Annotated in this window: 11 protein-coding genes and 1 tRNA gene; 10 read left to right on the plus strand and 2 right to left on the minus strand. The window is 68.6% G+C overall.

The features are described 5' to 3' along the window. The 8 genes from CIK77_RS17585 to CIK77_RS03475 all read left to right on the plus strand — a co-directional run. The coding region (locus tag CIK77_RS17585; protein ID WP_114347199.1) for a helicase at positions 1-228 on the plus strand (228 nt) is incomplete at its 5' end. Between the two features lie 147 nt (positions 229-375). Further along, positions 376-3,225, plus strand: coding sequence for a type I DNA topoisomerase (gene topA, locus CIK77_RS03445; RefSeq protein WP_087056077.1), 2,850 nt, complete (start codon positions 376-378; stop codon positions 3,223-3,225). Next, positions 3,225-3,920: a dTMP kinase gene (gene tmk / locus CIK77_RS03450; protein WP_087056078.1), complete on the plus strand. Its 696-nt coding sequence runs from the start codon at positions 3,225-3,227 to the stop codon at positions 3,918-3,920. The genes topA and tmk overlap by 1 nt, the downstream gene beginning before the upstream one ends. Before the next feature lie 193 nt (positions 3,921-4,113). Then, positions 4,114-5,271, plus strand: a complete 1,158-nt coding sequence (locus CIK77_RS03455) for a DNA polymerase III subunit delta' (protein ID WP_087056079.1) — start codon at positions 4,114-4,116, stop codon at positions 5,269-5,271. A gap of 59 nt (positions 5,272-5,330) precedes the next feature. Further along, entirely contained in the window at positions 5,331-6,800 is a 1,470-nt protein-coding gene (locus CIK77_RS03460; protein ID WP_087056331.1) for an alpha/beta hydrolase, read from the plus strand. A 123-nt stretch (positions 6,801-6,923) separates the two neighbouring features. Then, positions 6,924-6,996: transfer RNA gene (locus CIK77_RS03465), tRNA-Thr, on the plus strand. Positions 6,997-7,137: 141 nt separating this feature from the next. Beyond that, a complete protein-coding gene (locus CIK77_RS03470; protein WP_140403565.1) occupies positions 7,138-7,350 on the plus strand; it encodes a helix-turn-helix transcriptional regulator in 213 nt (70 codons plus the stop codon). Continuing rightward, complete coding sequence (locus CIK77_RS03475) at positions 7,347-8,651, plus strand: type II toxin-antitoxin system HipA family toxin (RefSeq protein WP_087056081.1); 1,305 nt, start codon at positions 7,347-7,349, stop codon at positions 8,649-8,651. Before CIK77_RS03470 ends, CIK77_RS03475 begins: the two co-directional genes overlap by 4 nt. A gap of 203 nt (positions 8,652-8,854) precedes the next feature. Here CIK77_RS03475 and CIK77_RS03480 read toward each other — a convergent pair whose 3' ends face one another. Then, on the minus strand, positions 8,855-10,180 hold the full coding sequence (locus CIK77_RS03480; RefSeq protein ID WP_087056082.1) for an FAD-binding oxidoreductase: 1,326 nt from the start codon (positions 10,178-10,180) through the stop codon (positions 8,855-8,857). Between the two features lie 113 nt (positions 10,181-10,293). On the opposite strand from CIK77_RS03480, the gene CIK77_RS03485 reads away from it, so the two are divergent. Then, positions 10,294-11,202: a sigma-70 family RNA polymerase sigma factor gene (locus CIK77_RS03485; RefSeq protein WP_087056083.1), complete on the plus strand. Its 909-nt coding sequence runs from the start codon at positions 10,294-10,296 to the stop codon at positions 11,200-11,202. On the opposite strand, the gene CIK77_RS03490 is transcribed toward CIK77_RS03485, so the two are convergent. Then, the gene (locus CIK77_RS03490; protein ID WP_087056084.1) at positions 11,187-11,930 is read right to left on the minus strand and encodes a sulfite exporter TauE/SafE family protein; all 744 of its coding nucleotides are present in this window, start codon (positions 11,928-11,930) and stop codon (positions 11,187-11,189) included. The genes CIK77_RS03485 and CIK77_RS03490 overlap by 16 nt on opposite strands. Before the next feature lie 101 nt (positions 11,931-12,031). On the opposite strand from CIK77_RS03490, the gene CIK77_RS03495 reads away from it, so the two are divergent. Continuing rightward, positions 12,032-12,676, plus strand: coding sequence for an SDR family oxidoreductase (locus tag CIK77_RS03495; protein WP_087056085.1), 645 nt, complete (start codon positions 12,032-12,034; stop codon positions 12,674-12,676). The last annotated feature ends 20 nt before the right edge of the window (positions 12,677-12,696 follow it).

Below are 12,696 nucleotides of genomic sequence, written 5' to 3' on the forward strand. Positions count from 1 at the left end.
GAGAGCCAGCGCGCTGCCGGCATCGCCGACGCGGCAGCGCTCGCCGCAGCCGATGCCGCCAGCGGCGCGATCGTCGGAGAACCGTGCGCCAGGGCGGCCGAAGTCGCCGCAGCGCAGGGCGCGAGCGTCTCCTCGTGCTCCCTCGACGACCTGATCGCGACCGTGTCCGTCTCCTGGCACTATGCTGGGGTCCCTGCACTGGCCGTTTCCCGCGCCGGTCCTCCGTGAGGCACCCTTCGCTGGCCGCACCAACCGCAGATCCGCCGCCCGCGCGAGCCGCGCATCCGGACGATGCCCCGAATTCCGCCGCTGGAGATCCGGTATTCCTACACAGCTGGGAATGTGTATGGTTGCCAGCGAAGAAAGGACGCCACCTTGGCAACAGGCAAGAAGCTCGTCATCGTCGAGTCTCCGACGAAGATGAAGTCGATCCAGAGCTACCTCGGCGACGACTACGAGGTGCTCAGCTCGGTCGGTCACATCCGCGACCTCGCGAACAAGCGAGACATCCCTGAGAAGGACCGCGCGGTGTACGGCAAGTACTCGATCGACGTCGACAACGGCTTCGAACCCTATTACGTGGTCAGCGACCGCAAGACCAAGACGGTCACCGAACTCAAGCGTGCGCTGAAGGGTGCGAGCGAACTCCTGCTCGCCACTGATGAGGACCGCGAGGGCGAGGCCATCGCGTGGCACCTGCTCGAGACGCTGAAGCCGAAGGTCCCGGTCAAGCGGATGGTGTTCCACGAGATCACCAAGGACGCGATCCAGGCAGCGATCAGCAACACTCGCGAACTCGACATCTCTCTTGTCGACGCGCAGGAGACCCGCCGCGTGCTCGATCGCCTGTACGGCTGGGACGTCTCGCCGGTGCTGTGGCGCAAGGTCGGCAGCGGCCGCGAAGGGCAGGCGCTCAGCGCGGGCCGCGTGCAGTCGGCGGCGACCCGGATGGTCGTCGACCGCGAGCGCGAGCGGATGGCTTTCGTGTCGGCCGACTACTGGGGCATCGATGCGACTGCAGCCAGGGCGGACGACGCCTTCCGCGTCAAGCTCGTGCGCCTCGACGGCGCCCCCGTCGCCGTCGGCCGTGACTTCGGCGAGGACGGCAAGCTCAAGCGCGCCGTCGTCGTACTCGACGAGAAGGCGGCCACGGAGCTCGCCGCCGCCCTCGAGGCGGCGTCCGCGACGGTGACGAGCGTTGAGGCGAAGCCCGGCACCCGCCGCCCCTACGCGCCCTTCACCACGTCGACGCTGCAGCAGGAGGCCGGCCGCAAGCTCGGCATGACGGCGAAGACGACGATGTCCGTCGCGCAGAGCCTGTACGAGCGCGGATACATCACCTATATGCGAACCGACTCGACCAACTTGTCGGCGCAGGCTGTCAAAGCCTCCCGCGAACTGGCCGTCGAGCTCTACGGCGACAAGGCCGTGCCGCTGAAGCCGCGCGTGTACGCGTCGAAGAGCCGCAACGCTCAGGAGGCGCACGAGGCGATCCGCCCGTCTGGTGACACCTTCCGCCGCCCGAGCCAGATCGGCGGCGAGCTCGGGCGCGACGAGAAGCGGATGTACGACCTGATCTGGAAGCGCACCGTCGCCAGCCAGATGTCCGACGCGAAGCTCGAGACGACCACTGTCACGCTCGAGACTGAGACGGACGGGAAGCGGGCCGAGTTCACGGCATCCGGCACCGTCTACACCTTCAAGGGCTTCCTCGAGGCCTACGAAGAAGGGCGCGACGAGACGCGTGCCGACGCCGACAAGGGAGCAGACCAGCAGCTGCCGAAGGTCGAGACCGGTGACGCGCTGAGCCTCGGCGAGCCCGAGGCGAAGGGGCACCAGACGAGCCCGAAGCCCCGCTACACCGAGGCGACGCTGGTGAAGGTGCTCGAGGAGCGCGGCATCGGCCGGCCTTCCACCTTCGCCAGCATCATCGGCGTGATCCTCGACCGCGGCTACGTCGTCAAGCGCGGGCAGGCGCTCGTGCCGACCTGGCTCGCCTTCAGCGTCACACGGCTGCTCGAGGAGCACTTCGCCGAGCTGATCGACTACGACTTCACGGCCAACCTCGAGAACGACCTCGACGCCATCGCCCGTGGCGAGGAGGAGCGGCCGGAATGGCTCAAGTCCTTCTACTACGGCGGTGAGGGGCACCCCGGCCTGCGCAACATCGTCGACAACCTCGGCGAGATCGACGCGCGCGAGATCAACGCGACGCGGATCACCGACGTGGCCACACTCCGCTTCGGACGCTACGGGCCCTACCTCGAGATCGTCGATCCGGCGCAGCCCGAAGCGAAGCCGCGCATCGTGAACGTTCCGGAGGAACTGGCTCCGGATGAGCTCACGCCCGAGAAAGCGCAGGAGCTGATCGACGCGCCTGTGGCCGGCAACCGCGTGCTGGGTGAGAACCCTGCGACGGGCAAGGTCGTGGTCGTCAAGGACGGCCGCTTCGGCCCGTACCTGCAGGAAGAGGACCCGGTCGACCCGGATGCGGTCGATGCGGCCACCGGCGAGGTCGAGGAGAAGCCGAAGAAGCGCACGGCGAAGAAGGATGAGCCGAAGCCGCGTCGCGCGTCGCTTTTCAAGTCGATGTCGCCGGAGACGATCGACCTCGACACGGCGATCACGCTGCTCGACCTGCCGCGCCCCGTCGGGGAGGACCCGGACAGCGGCGAGACGATCACCGCGCAGAACGGCAGGTACGGCCCGTATCTGAAGAAGGGCGCGGATTCGCGCTCGCTGCAGACCGAGGATCAGATCTTCGACATCACGCTCGACGAGGCGCTCGAGATCTACAAGCAGCCGAAGTACGGCGCCAGACGCGCCGCCGCGGCGCTGAAGGAATTCGACAACGACCCTGTCAGCGAGAAGCCGCTGAAGGTGCGCGACGGCAGGTTCGGCCCGTATGTGACCGACGGCGAGACGAACGCGACGATCCCGCGCGGTGAGCAGGTCGATGAGATCACGTTCGAGCGCGCCGTGCAGCTGATCGCCGACAAGCGCGCCAAGGGCCCGGCGAAGAAGCGCACGACGACGCGCAAGTCGCCCGCGAAGGCGCCGACGAAGAAGGCCTCAACAGCGAAATCGTCCACAGCGAAGAAGGCCTCGTCGACCACGAAGTCGGCTTCGACCACGAAGAAGTCTTCGACTGCGGCCAAGTCGTCAACCGCGGCCAAGAAATCGACGACGACCAAGAAGTCGACGGCGGCCGAGAAGACGTCGTGATGCCCGGCCCTTTCGGCGGGGCCTCGACCGGGGGAGCGCCCGTGCCGGCATCTGGTGGGCTCTGGATCACGTTCGAGGGCGGCGACGGGTCGGGAAAGACCACCCAGGCGGGCCTGCTGCAGGAATGGCTGGAGAGTGCGGGTCGCACCGTGGTGCGCACCCGTGAGCCGGGCGGCACGGCGGTGGGACACAGCATCCGCGAGATCGTGCTGCATCACAAGGCGTCGGGAGACGGCGCGGACGGCGCCGACATCGGTGCGCGTGCCGAGGCACTGCTGTTCGCCGCGGATCGCGCGCACCACATCGACGCGCTGGTGCGGCCCGCCCTCGAGCGCGGCGAGGTCGTGATCCAGGACCGCTACCTCGACTCGTCCGTGGCCTACCAGGGTGTGGGCCGTGTGCTCGATCCTGACGAGATCCGCGACCTCTCGCTGTGGGCGACCGAGGGCGCGCTTCCCGACCTCACGGTGCTGCTTGACATCGACGCCGCATCGGCCCGCACCAGGCTCGACGCGGACGACAAGCCGTTCGACCGGATGGAGTCGCAGCGCGACGCCTTCCACACCAGGGTGCGCGAGGCGTTCCTCGCGCTCGCCGAGGCTGAGCCTGAGCGGTTCGTCGTCGTCGACGCGACCCTGCCGCCGGAAGAGATCGCCGCCCGCGTGCGCGCCCGCGTCGCCGGCCTGATCGGCTGAGCGCCGTCGCGGCGGCGCGGAAGGCGCGGTGCGGGGCGCGTTATGCGGGTGGTGCTTCGTTTGCGTCGTTGTCGGTGTCTGTGGGGGATACCCCGCGTTCGGCGCAAACGAACGCGGCGGCGCGCGCGCAGCGGCGGTGGGCGGTGCGGCGGTGCGGGGCGCGGCGCGTCGACGTCGCCGGTAGGCTTTGCGTATGACTTCAGTTGCCGCGGCGGAGCTCCCTTGGGGCGACGTGTGGGGCCAGCACGAGGCGGTCAGCACGCTGCAGCGCGCGGCGCACGACGAGGGATCACCGGCGCATGCCTGGCTCATCACCGGCCCACCGGGCTCCGGCCGCTCCACGCTCGCGCAGGCGTTCGCGGCGGCGCTCATCGCGAACGCGCCCGATGACCACGCGACCATGCGCCAGGTGCTCGCGGGCACCCATCCGGACCTCATGGCGCTGCGCACTGAAGGCGTCATCATCACGATCAAGCAGGCGCGCGCGCTCGTCGAGCGGTCGTACTTCGGGCCGTCGCTCGGCCGATACCGCGTGATCGTGATGGAAGACGCCGACCGGATGACTGAGCGCACGTCGAACGTGCTGCTCAAAGCTCTTGAAGAGCCACCTGAGCAGACCATCTGGCTGCTGTGCGCCCCGAGCGAGGCGGACCTGCTGCCGACGATCCGCTCGCGGGTGCGCACCCTGCGACTGCGCGAGCCAGAGGTCGACGACGTGGCTCGGCTGATCGTGGAGCGCACGGGCGCGGACGTCGATGTCGCCGAGCAGGCGGCGCGGCACTCGCAGCGGCACATCGGCATGGCACAGCGGCTCGCGACCGACACTGCGTCGCGCCAGAGGCGCGACGAGAGCCTGCGCGCGGTGCTCGGAGGCCGCACGATCGGCGACGTCGTCGAGGTCGCCGGCCGCATCGTGCAGGCAGCCACCGACGATGCCAAGGCGCTGACCGCCGAGCGCGACGAGGCCGAGCGGGCATCGCTGCTGCGCACCGTCGGCGTGCCGGAGGGATCGCGCGTGCCGCCAGCGGTGCGCGCGCAGATCCAGGCGCTGGAGGAGGACCAGAAGCGCCGCGCGACGCGGAGCCTGCGCGACGGGCTCGATCGCGTGCTCACCGACATGCAGTCCGTGTACCGCGACGTCGTCATGCTGCAGCACGACCGCCAGGAGGGCATCATCAATCTCGAAGTGATCGACGATCTGCGCCGGGTGGCGGGGGAGTGGAGCCAGGAGCGCACTCTGCGCGTGCTCGACCACATCACCGACACGCGTGCCGCGATCGAGCAGAATGCACAGCCCGCGCTGGCGCTGGAGAGTCTGCTGGTCACCGTCGTGAGCGGGAACCGGCTGTGAGGGCAGGCAGACCGAAGCGGCGCATCGCGGCGGCCGCTGCGGTGCTCGCGGCCGGAGCGATGCTGCTTTCCGGATGCCTCTCGGCATTCATCCCCGAGCGTCCGGCCGATCCCGCGCCCGTCACCGACGGCGTGCCGAGCGAACTGATCGAGTTCTACGACCAGCCGCCGCAGTGGCAGGACTGCGGTCCCGATCTGCAGTGCGCGACCATCACCGCTCCGCTCGACTGGCATGATCCGGCGCGGGGCGAGATCGACCTCGCCCTCACGCGCTACCTCGCCGAGCAGGGTGCTCCTGACGGCTCGCTGCTCACCAACCCCGGCGGGCCGGGCGCCAGCGGCGTCAGCTTCGTGCAGTCCAGCGCGCAGTACCTGTTCGCCGACGACGTGCGCGCCGCATACGACATCGTCGGCTTCGACCCGCGCGGCGTCGGCGAGTCGACGGCGGTCGAATGCCTCGACGACGCCGCGATGGATTCCTACCTCTACGACCTGCCGGAGGGCGAACGCGGCAGTGCGGAGTGGGAGCGCGAGCTCGAGAAGTCGAATGCCGACTTCGCTGCGGGCTGCGAGGAGAACACCGGCGACCTGCTCGAGTTCATCACGACCGAGCAGGCGGCCCGCGACCTCGACCTGATCCGGGCCGTGCTCGGTGAGAACGAGCTGCGCTACCTCGGCTTCTCGTACGGCACGTTCCTCGGCGCGACCTACGCGAACCTGTTCCCGGAGCGGGCAGGGCACCTGGTGCTCGATGCGGCCATAGATCCATCCGTGCCCAGCGCGATGGTCGGCGCCGTGCAGGGCGTCGGGTTCGAGGACGCTCTGCGCGCGTACCTCGCGGACTGCGGCGACGGCGGGCAGTGTCCGTTCCCCGGGAACGTCGACGACGGCATGGCAGATCTGGGCGCGCTGCTCGCCGAGGTCGATGACAGACCTCTCGTCGGAGCGGACGGCCGTGAACTCGGCGCCGACACGCTGGTGACGGCGATCATCTCTTCGCTGTACAGTCCTCTCTCCTGGCCCGATCTCACCGCCGCGCTGGAGGGAGCGCAGCAGGGCGACGCCTCCGGTGCCTTCGCGCTCGCTGACATGTACAACGACCGCGTCAACGGCACGTATGTCGCGAACACGACCGAGGCGTTCTCCGCCTACAACTGTATGGACTATCCGGTTTCGACTGCGGCGGAGACCGACGCGGCCGATGAACTGATGTCAGAGAACGCACCCACGATCGCGCCGTACTGGTCGGGGCCCGATCTGTGCGAGCAGTGGCCGCACGAGCCGACGGGCACACGGGACCGGATCACCGCCGAGGGCGCGGCGCCGATCCTCGTGGTCGGCACGACAGGGGATCCTGCGACGCCGTATCAATGGGCCGAGGCGCTCGCGGAGCAGCTCGACAGCGGCACCCTGATCACGTTCGAGGGCGAGGGGCACGGCGGGTACGGCAACAGTGCGTGCATCAACGACGCTGTCGGCGATTTTCTCATCGACGGCACGGTGCCGGATGACGGGCTCCGCTGCCAGTGACCCTGCACCGTCCGGAGGCGGCGCCGCGCGACGACCGTGCCACGCGCGGGCGTCGGTCCCGATTCGTTGCGCGGGTGGACATCCGGTATGCTTGTTCATCGTGCCGCTGACGCGGTCACAGACGCCGCCTTAGCTCAGTCGGTAGAGCGATTCACTCGTAATGAATAGGTCGCCGGTTCGATTCCGGCAGGCGGCTCAACAAGGCCCTCGGTCCCTTTCGGGATCGAGGGCCTTCTGCATTGTGGCGGCTGAGATGTCAGAGTTGACTGACACCCGAGTTGATGTCAGACTTCTCTGACATCAACTCGGGTGTCAGATTCTGCGGACAGGGGTGCTCATGCTCGTTGTCACTCCGTCCGACTGGGGCAACATCGTACGCGACCGTCGACGGGATCAAGGACTGTCGCAAGCGCAGCTCGCCGAGGAGATCGGCATGAGTAGGCAGTGGATCGTGCGCTTCGAGAACGGCTACGCCTCAACGGCGACGCTCGAGCTTCTCGTGCGTATGGCTGACGTCCTCGAACTCGACGTGGAGTTGAACCCCTCATGACGAGTCAGCTGACCGCATACATCGACTCTGCTCGGGTCGGCTGGTTCTTGCGCGAGAGCAGCGGCGGTATCCGATTCGTCTACGATGACGACTGGCGAGCGAGCGCAGGTCGATTGGAACTGACGCTGTCCATGCCGAAGTCACGGCGTCAGCACGACGGCGAAGCACCAGCGAACTTCTTGTGGAATCTGCTGCCGGACAATGAGGCCGTGCTCGAGCGATGGGGCGCCCGGTTCGGCGTCAGCCCACGCAACCCGATGAGTCTTCTCTCGCACGTGGGGATGGATACTGCCGGCGCCGTTCAGTTGAGCGAATCGGACGCGACCGACTTGCCTGGTGAGGGTGCGTTGGAGGCGATCTCGGATGAGGACCTCGCCGCCCATATCCGTCAATTGCGCAAGGACCCGTCGGACTGGTTGCTTCCTGGTCATAGCCAAGGCGCCTTCTCTCTGGCTGGGGCGCAATCGAAGTTCACTCTTGCGCGAATCGACGGCGCATGGGCGGTCCCGACGGGGCGCTCTGCGTCCACGCACATCTTCAAGCCGGGGATCCAGGGGCTGGAGTTCGGTGATCTGAACGAGCACCTGACGATGTCTGCAGCGGCGGCCGCGGGGCTCGACGTCGCGGAGAGCCGTATTCTTCGAGTCGGCGGCGAACACGCGATCGTCGTTGAGCGGTACGACCGAGTCACCGACCAGAGCGGAAGCGTTTCGCGCGTGCACCAGGAGGATCTCGCCCAAGCGCTCGGCGTGCATCCGGCGCTCAAGTATCAGGCCGAAGGCGGGCCAGGCGTGCACGGCGTCATGAACGCGATTCTCGGGAGCCGTGGACGCGACTCAGCGAAGAGCGCCTCAGCGTTCGTCGACGCGGTGCTCTTCAACTGGATCGCCCTCGGTACCGATGCCCACGCGAAGAACTACTCCCTGATCCACGATCCTCGAAGAGGACCGCGCCTGGCGCCGCTCTACGACGTGACCTCGGCGCTGCCTTATCCAGCGTTCAACAATCGCAACGCTCGCTTCGCGATGTCCTTCGACAGGCGGTACAAGGACTTCGAGATCGAGCTCAGGCACGTCGTGAGGGAATGTGCGCGCGCGGGACTCGGCCCGGATGACGTGATCGATCGGCTGCGCAGCTTGATCGCCCGCGTTCCAGACGCGTTCTCGTCCGCGAAGGCGGAGTCGGAGCTGGACGGCGACGAGGCTGCTTTCGCCGGGCGTCTTGTGAACGCGGCGGAGAGTCGCGTGAACCGTCTGCGGCGTGAGATCAGGCGATGGCGCGGCGACGACCTCGACGGCTGAGGCGTTGAGAGCGGACGGCGGTCGCGAGACGATTCACTCGTAGTGAACAGGTCGCCGGTTCGATTCCGGTAGGTGGCTCAACAGGCCCTCGGTTCCTTTCGGGACCGAGGGCCTTCTGCGTCGTCGTCCGTCTCGATGTACGGTGCGACGAGGACGAGCGGGCAGAGCAGATCAGTCCAGCTCGGCGGTGGGTCGGCCTCCCCTCAGCCTCGCGCGCTGAAGTTCCCGCGGATCGTGCCGTCCGGGTCCCGTTCCTCTTTGAGATGCGCGATCCGCTCCACGGACGCTGCCGGGAGCGCGTCTGACAGCCGCTCGGACGGTGCGAGGAAGCACAGCGGCTTGCGGCCCGTCGTCGGCAGCGCGTCGACGAGTGCTTCCTGCTTGTCGCCGAGGGCGTCCGACAGCTCGGGCGTCGTCGGCACCCCGAAGGCATACACGCCATATGGCTCGGAGAGCGCGCCGTGCGGGCTGTCGCTCGCACGGCCGAGCGCGCCGCCGAGATGCCGGATCTGCACCATCGCGAGGGGAGCGATCGGCGTATCCAGGAGCGCGTCGAGGGCATCGTCGTCGAACCGCGAGAGCAGCTCGGCGCGCGAGAGGCCCGGCGCGGGATCCGTCGGCTCGGCCGTGATCGTGCCGAGATCGGCGACGCTCATCGCCGCACGCGAGTCCGACAGCGGGTGCGGCAGGGCGTCTGTCGCGCGCAGCAGCCAGCGCGCCTCGTGCTCGTCTCCGAGGAACGTCGAGTCGAGCGCGACCAACGGATCGGCGCCAGGGAAGTTCAGCAGCTGGAGCCACACGGTCAGCTCATCCGGCGCCGCCTCCGCAATCGTGCGGAACGCCTCCGCGACCGCGCGCGCATGGTTCGCTGGCCACAGCATCCGCCCGCCGAACACCTGCGGCGCGGCGTGCAGCCGCAGCTCGAGCGCTGTGACGACGACGAGCTCACCGCCGCCTCCGCGCAGAGCCCAGAAGAGATCCGGATCGGACGACGGCGTGACGCGCGTGGCGTCACCACTTGCCGTCACGACTTCGAACGCGAGCACGCTGTCAGCCATCCAGCCGTGTCGCCGGCCGAACCAGCTCAGGCCGCCGCCGAGCACAGCGCCGGTCACGGTCACCACGGGCGAGCTTCCTGGCAGCCCCGTCAGCCCGTGCGCGGCTGCCGCGCGCTGCAGATCGCCCGAACGCACGCCGGCGCCGAGCCGTGCTGTCCGTGCGGCCGGGTCGATCGAGATCGCATCGAGCGTCCCTGTGCGCAGCAGGATCGCACCCGAAGCGCGCCCGGTCGCGCCGTGCCCGCTGGGCTGCGTCGCGACGGCCACTCCGCGCTCACCGGCGAAGCGCACGAGGGCGGCGACGTCGTCGGCGTCCGCAGCCTCGACGACCGCGCGCACGTTCTGCTGCTCCACGGCGAGATTCCACGGCCGCCGTGCCCGCTCGAAATCATCGTCGCCAGGAAGTGACACGCGGCCGCGCACGCTCGTGCGCAGGTCCGTCAGGTCGATGTCTGTGCGGGGAATGGTCATGTCGCAGCTCCTCGAAAGAGAGAATGTGTGTCTGATCAAGGCAGGTGAGTGCCTCTCACTTGTGAGTCGGATGACGCATCGGAAACGTGACAAGCTGATGCCGGAGGAACTCCATGGCTCTGGAATCTACGGAACGGACACATGTCGACCTCGGCGCGGAATTCACCGCCCGTCGCGCGAGGCTGCACGCGATCGCCGCCCGCACGCTCGGCTCGCCGTGGCACGCCGACGACGCCGTGCAGGAGACCTGGCTGCGGCTGGAGCGTGCGGACAGAGCTGGTATCGAGAACCTCGACGCGTGGCTCACGACAGTGGTCTCACGCGTGTGCATCGACATGCTGCGCCAGCGTGCGGCGCGGCGGGACGAAGCAGATGCCGACGCGATGGAATCGCTCGCAGCCTCGGACGAAGCAGGTCCTGCCGAAGCTGCGCTGAGGGCGGACGACCTCGCGCTCGCGCTGCAGGTCGTTCTCGACGAACTCGGCCCTCTCGAGCGTCTCGCGCTCGTGCTCCACGACGCGTTCGCGCTGCCGTACGACGAGGTCGCGCTGATCGTCGAGCGCACGCCGACAGCGGCGCGCCAGCTTGCGTCGCGCGCCAGAGCGCGCCTTCGGGCCGTCGACGTGGCGACGGTGCGCGAGAGGCAGGGAGCGGCGATAGACGCGTTCCTCCGCGCTGCGAGGGAGGGTGAGTTCGGCGATCTGCTGCAGCTCCTCGATCCGGATATCGAGCTGCGCAGCGATGACGGAGCCGTGGCACTCGCGAGCTCCGGCGCCGAACACGGAGCACCGCTCCTGGAACATCGCCTGCGGGGAGCGGATGCGGTCGCCCGAGTGTTCGCGGGCAGAGCGCGTCTCGCTGAAGCGGTCGTCGTGGAAGGCATCCCCGCCGCGGCCTATATCGCGGGCGGCGGCGACGCGCGCGCCGTCTACCTCGTGACGATGCGCGGCGACCGGATCATCCGGATCGACGTGCGTACGGATGTTCCGGACACGCCCTACGCCGCTCAGATCAGCAGGTAGACCGCGCCGAGGATCGTCACGACGATCACCGCGACGTCGAAGAAGCGCTGGTTCATCCGGGTCAGCAGCATCTTGCCTAGCCACGCGCCGAGCACGACCGCAGGGACCAGCACGGCGTCGACGAGCAGTGTGGGGACGGTGAGGATGCCGAGCCCGATGGAGAAGGGCAGCTTGGCGATGTTGACAGCGGCGAAGAAATAGGCGGCCGTGCCGAGGAACTCGCGCATCGGGAAGCGCATCGCGAGGAAGTACATCGACATCACGGGGCCGCCGGCGTTGGCGACCATCGTGGTGAAGCCGCCCAGAGTGCCGTATGACACGCCCATCATCCGGCCACCCGGCGGTCGGGTGTCGCCTCGCCGTTCGGTTCGCCTCCGCCAGAGCGTCACGGCGATCACGAGGAGCAGGATGACGCCGATCACGCGCTTCGTCCAGGTGTTGTCAGCGAAGGCGAGGAACGCCGTGCCCAGCAGGATGCCGACGATGACGGCCGGGATCAGTGGGAGCAGCGCCCGCAGACGGGCGTGGCGGCGGTGGATCAGCAGTGCGAACACGTCGCCGACGATGAGCAGCACCAGCAGGGCGCCGGTTGACTGCTTCGCGGGCAGTGCGGCGGCGAACAGGGCGATGGCGATCGTGTTCACGCCGGGGAGTGCGGCCTTCGACATTCCGACGACGGCGGCACCCAGGGCAAGCGCTGCCCAGGCGAGGATTCCGAGCTCAGGCATCGCGCTGGTCGTCTTCGGTCATTCGTTCAACCTATCGCTGAACGGCGCCGCTGCCCGCGATCGCCGATAGCGTGGAAGCACGTCGACGAGAGGGAGACACGATGAGCCGCATTCTGATCATCGGAGGCCACGGCAAGGTGGCGCTCCGGCTGGCACCGATTCTGGCGGAGAGGGGCGACGAGCCCGTCGCCGTCATCCGGAACCCTGCCCACTCCGACGATGTGGCTGCCGCGGGCGCGACTCCGCTGGTCGCCGATGTCGAGTCCCTCGACGCTGCTGCCCTGTCCGAGCTGTTCGCCGGGCACGACGCGATCGTCTGGACGGCGGGTGCGGGCGGCGGCGACCCGCAGCGGACCTATGCGGTCGACCGCGACGCGGCCGTCCGGTCGATGGATGCCGCATCGAGCGCCGGTGTGAGCCGCTACGTGATGGTGTCGTACCTCGGAGCCCGCACCGATCACGGCGTGCCGGAGGACAGCTCGTTCTTCGCATACGCCGAGTCGAAGGCCGCCGCTGATGAGCACCTGCGCGCAACGGAACTCGACTGGACGGTCCTCGGCCCCGGTCCGCTCACACTCGACGAGCCGACGGGCCTGATCGAGGTCGCCGAGCCCGGCGACGGGCGCGTCTCGCGGGCGGATGTTGCGGCGGTCGCCGCGGCCGCCCTCGCCGACGATTCGACCATCCGGCGCACCATCGCGTTCGGCAACGGCACCGTGCCGATCGCGGACGCGATCCGGGGCTGACGGCCGGAGGGCGTTCGTGC

The sequence above is a fragment of the Microbacterium sp. JB110 genome (assembly GCF_003335195.1).
Classification (GTDB): domain Bacteria; phylum Actinomycetota; class Actinomycetes; order Actinomycetales; family Microbacteriaceae; genus Microbacterium.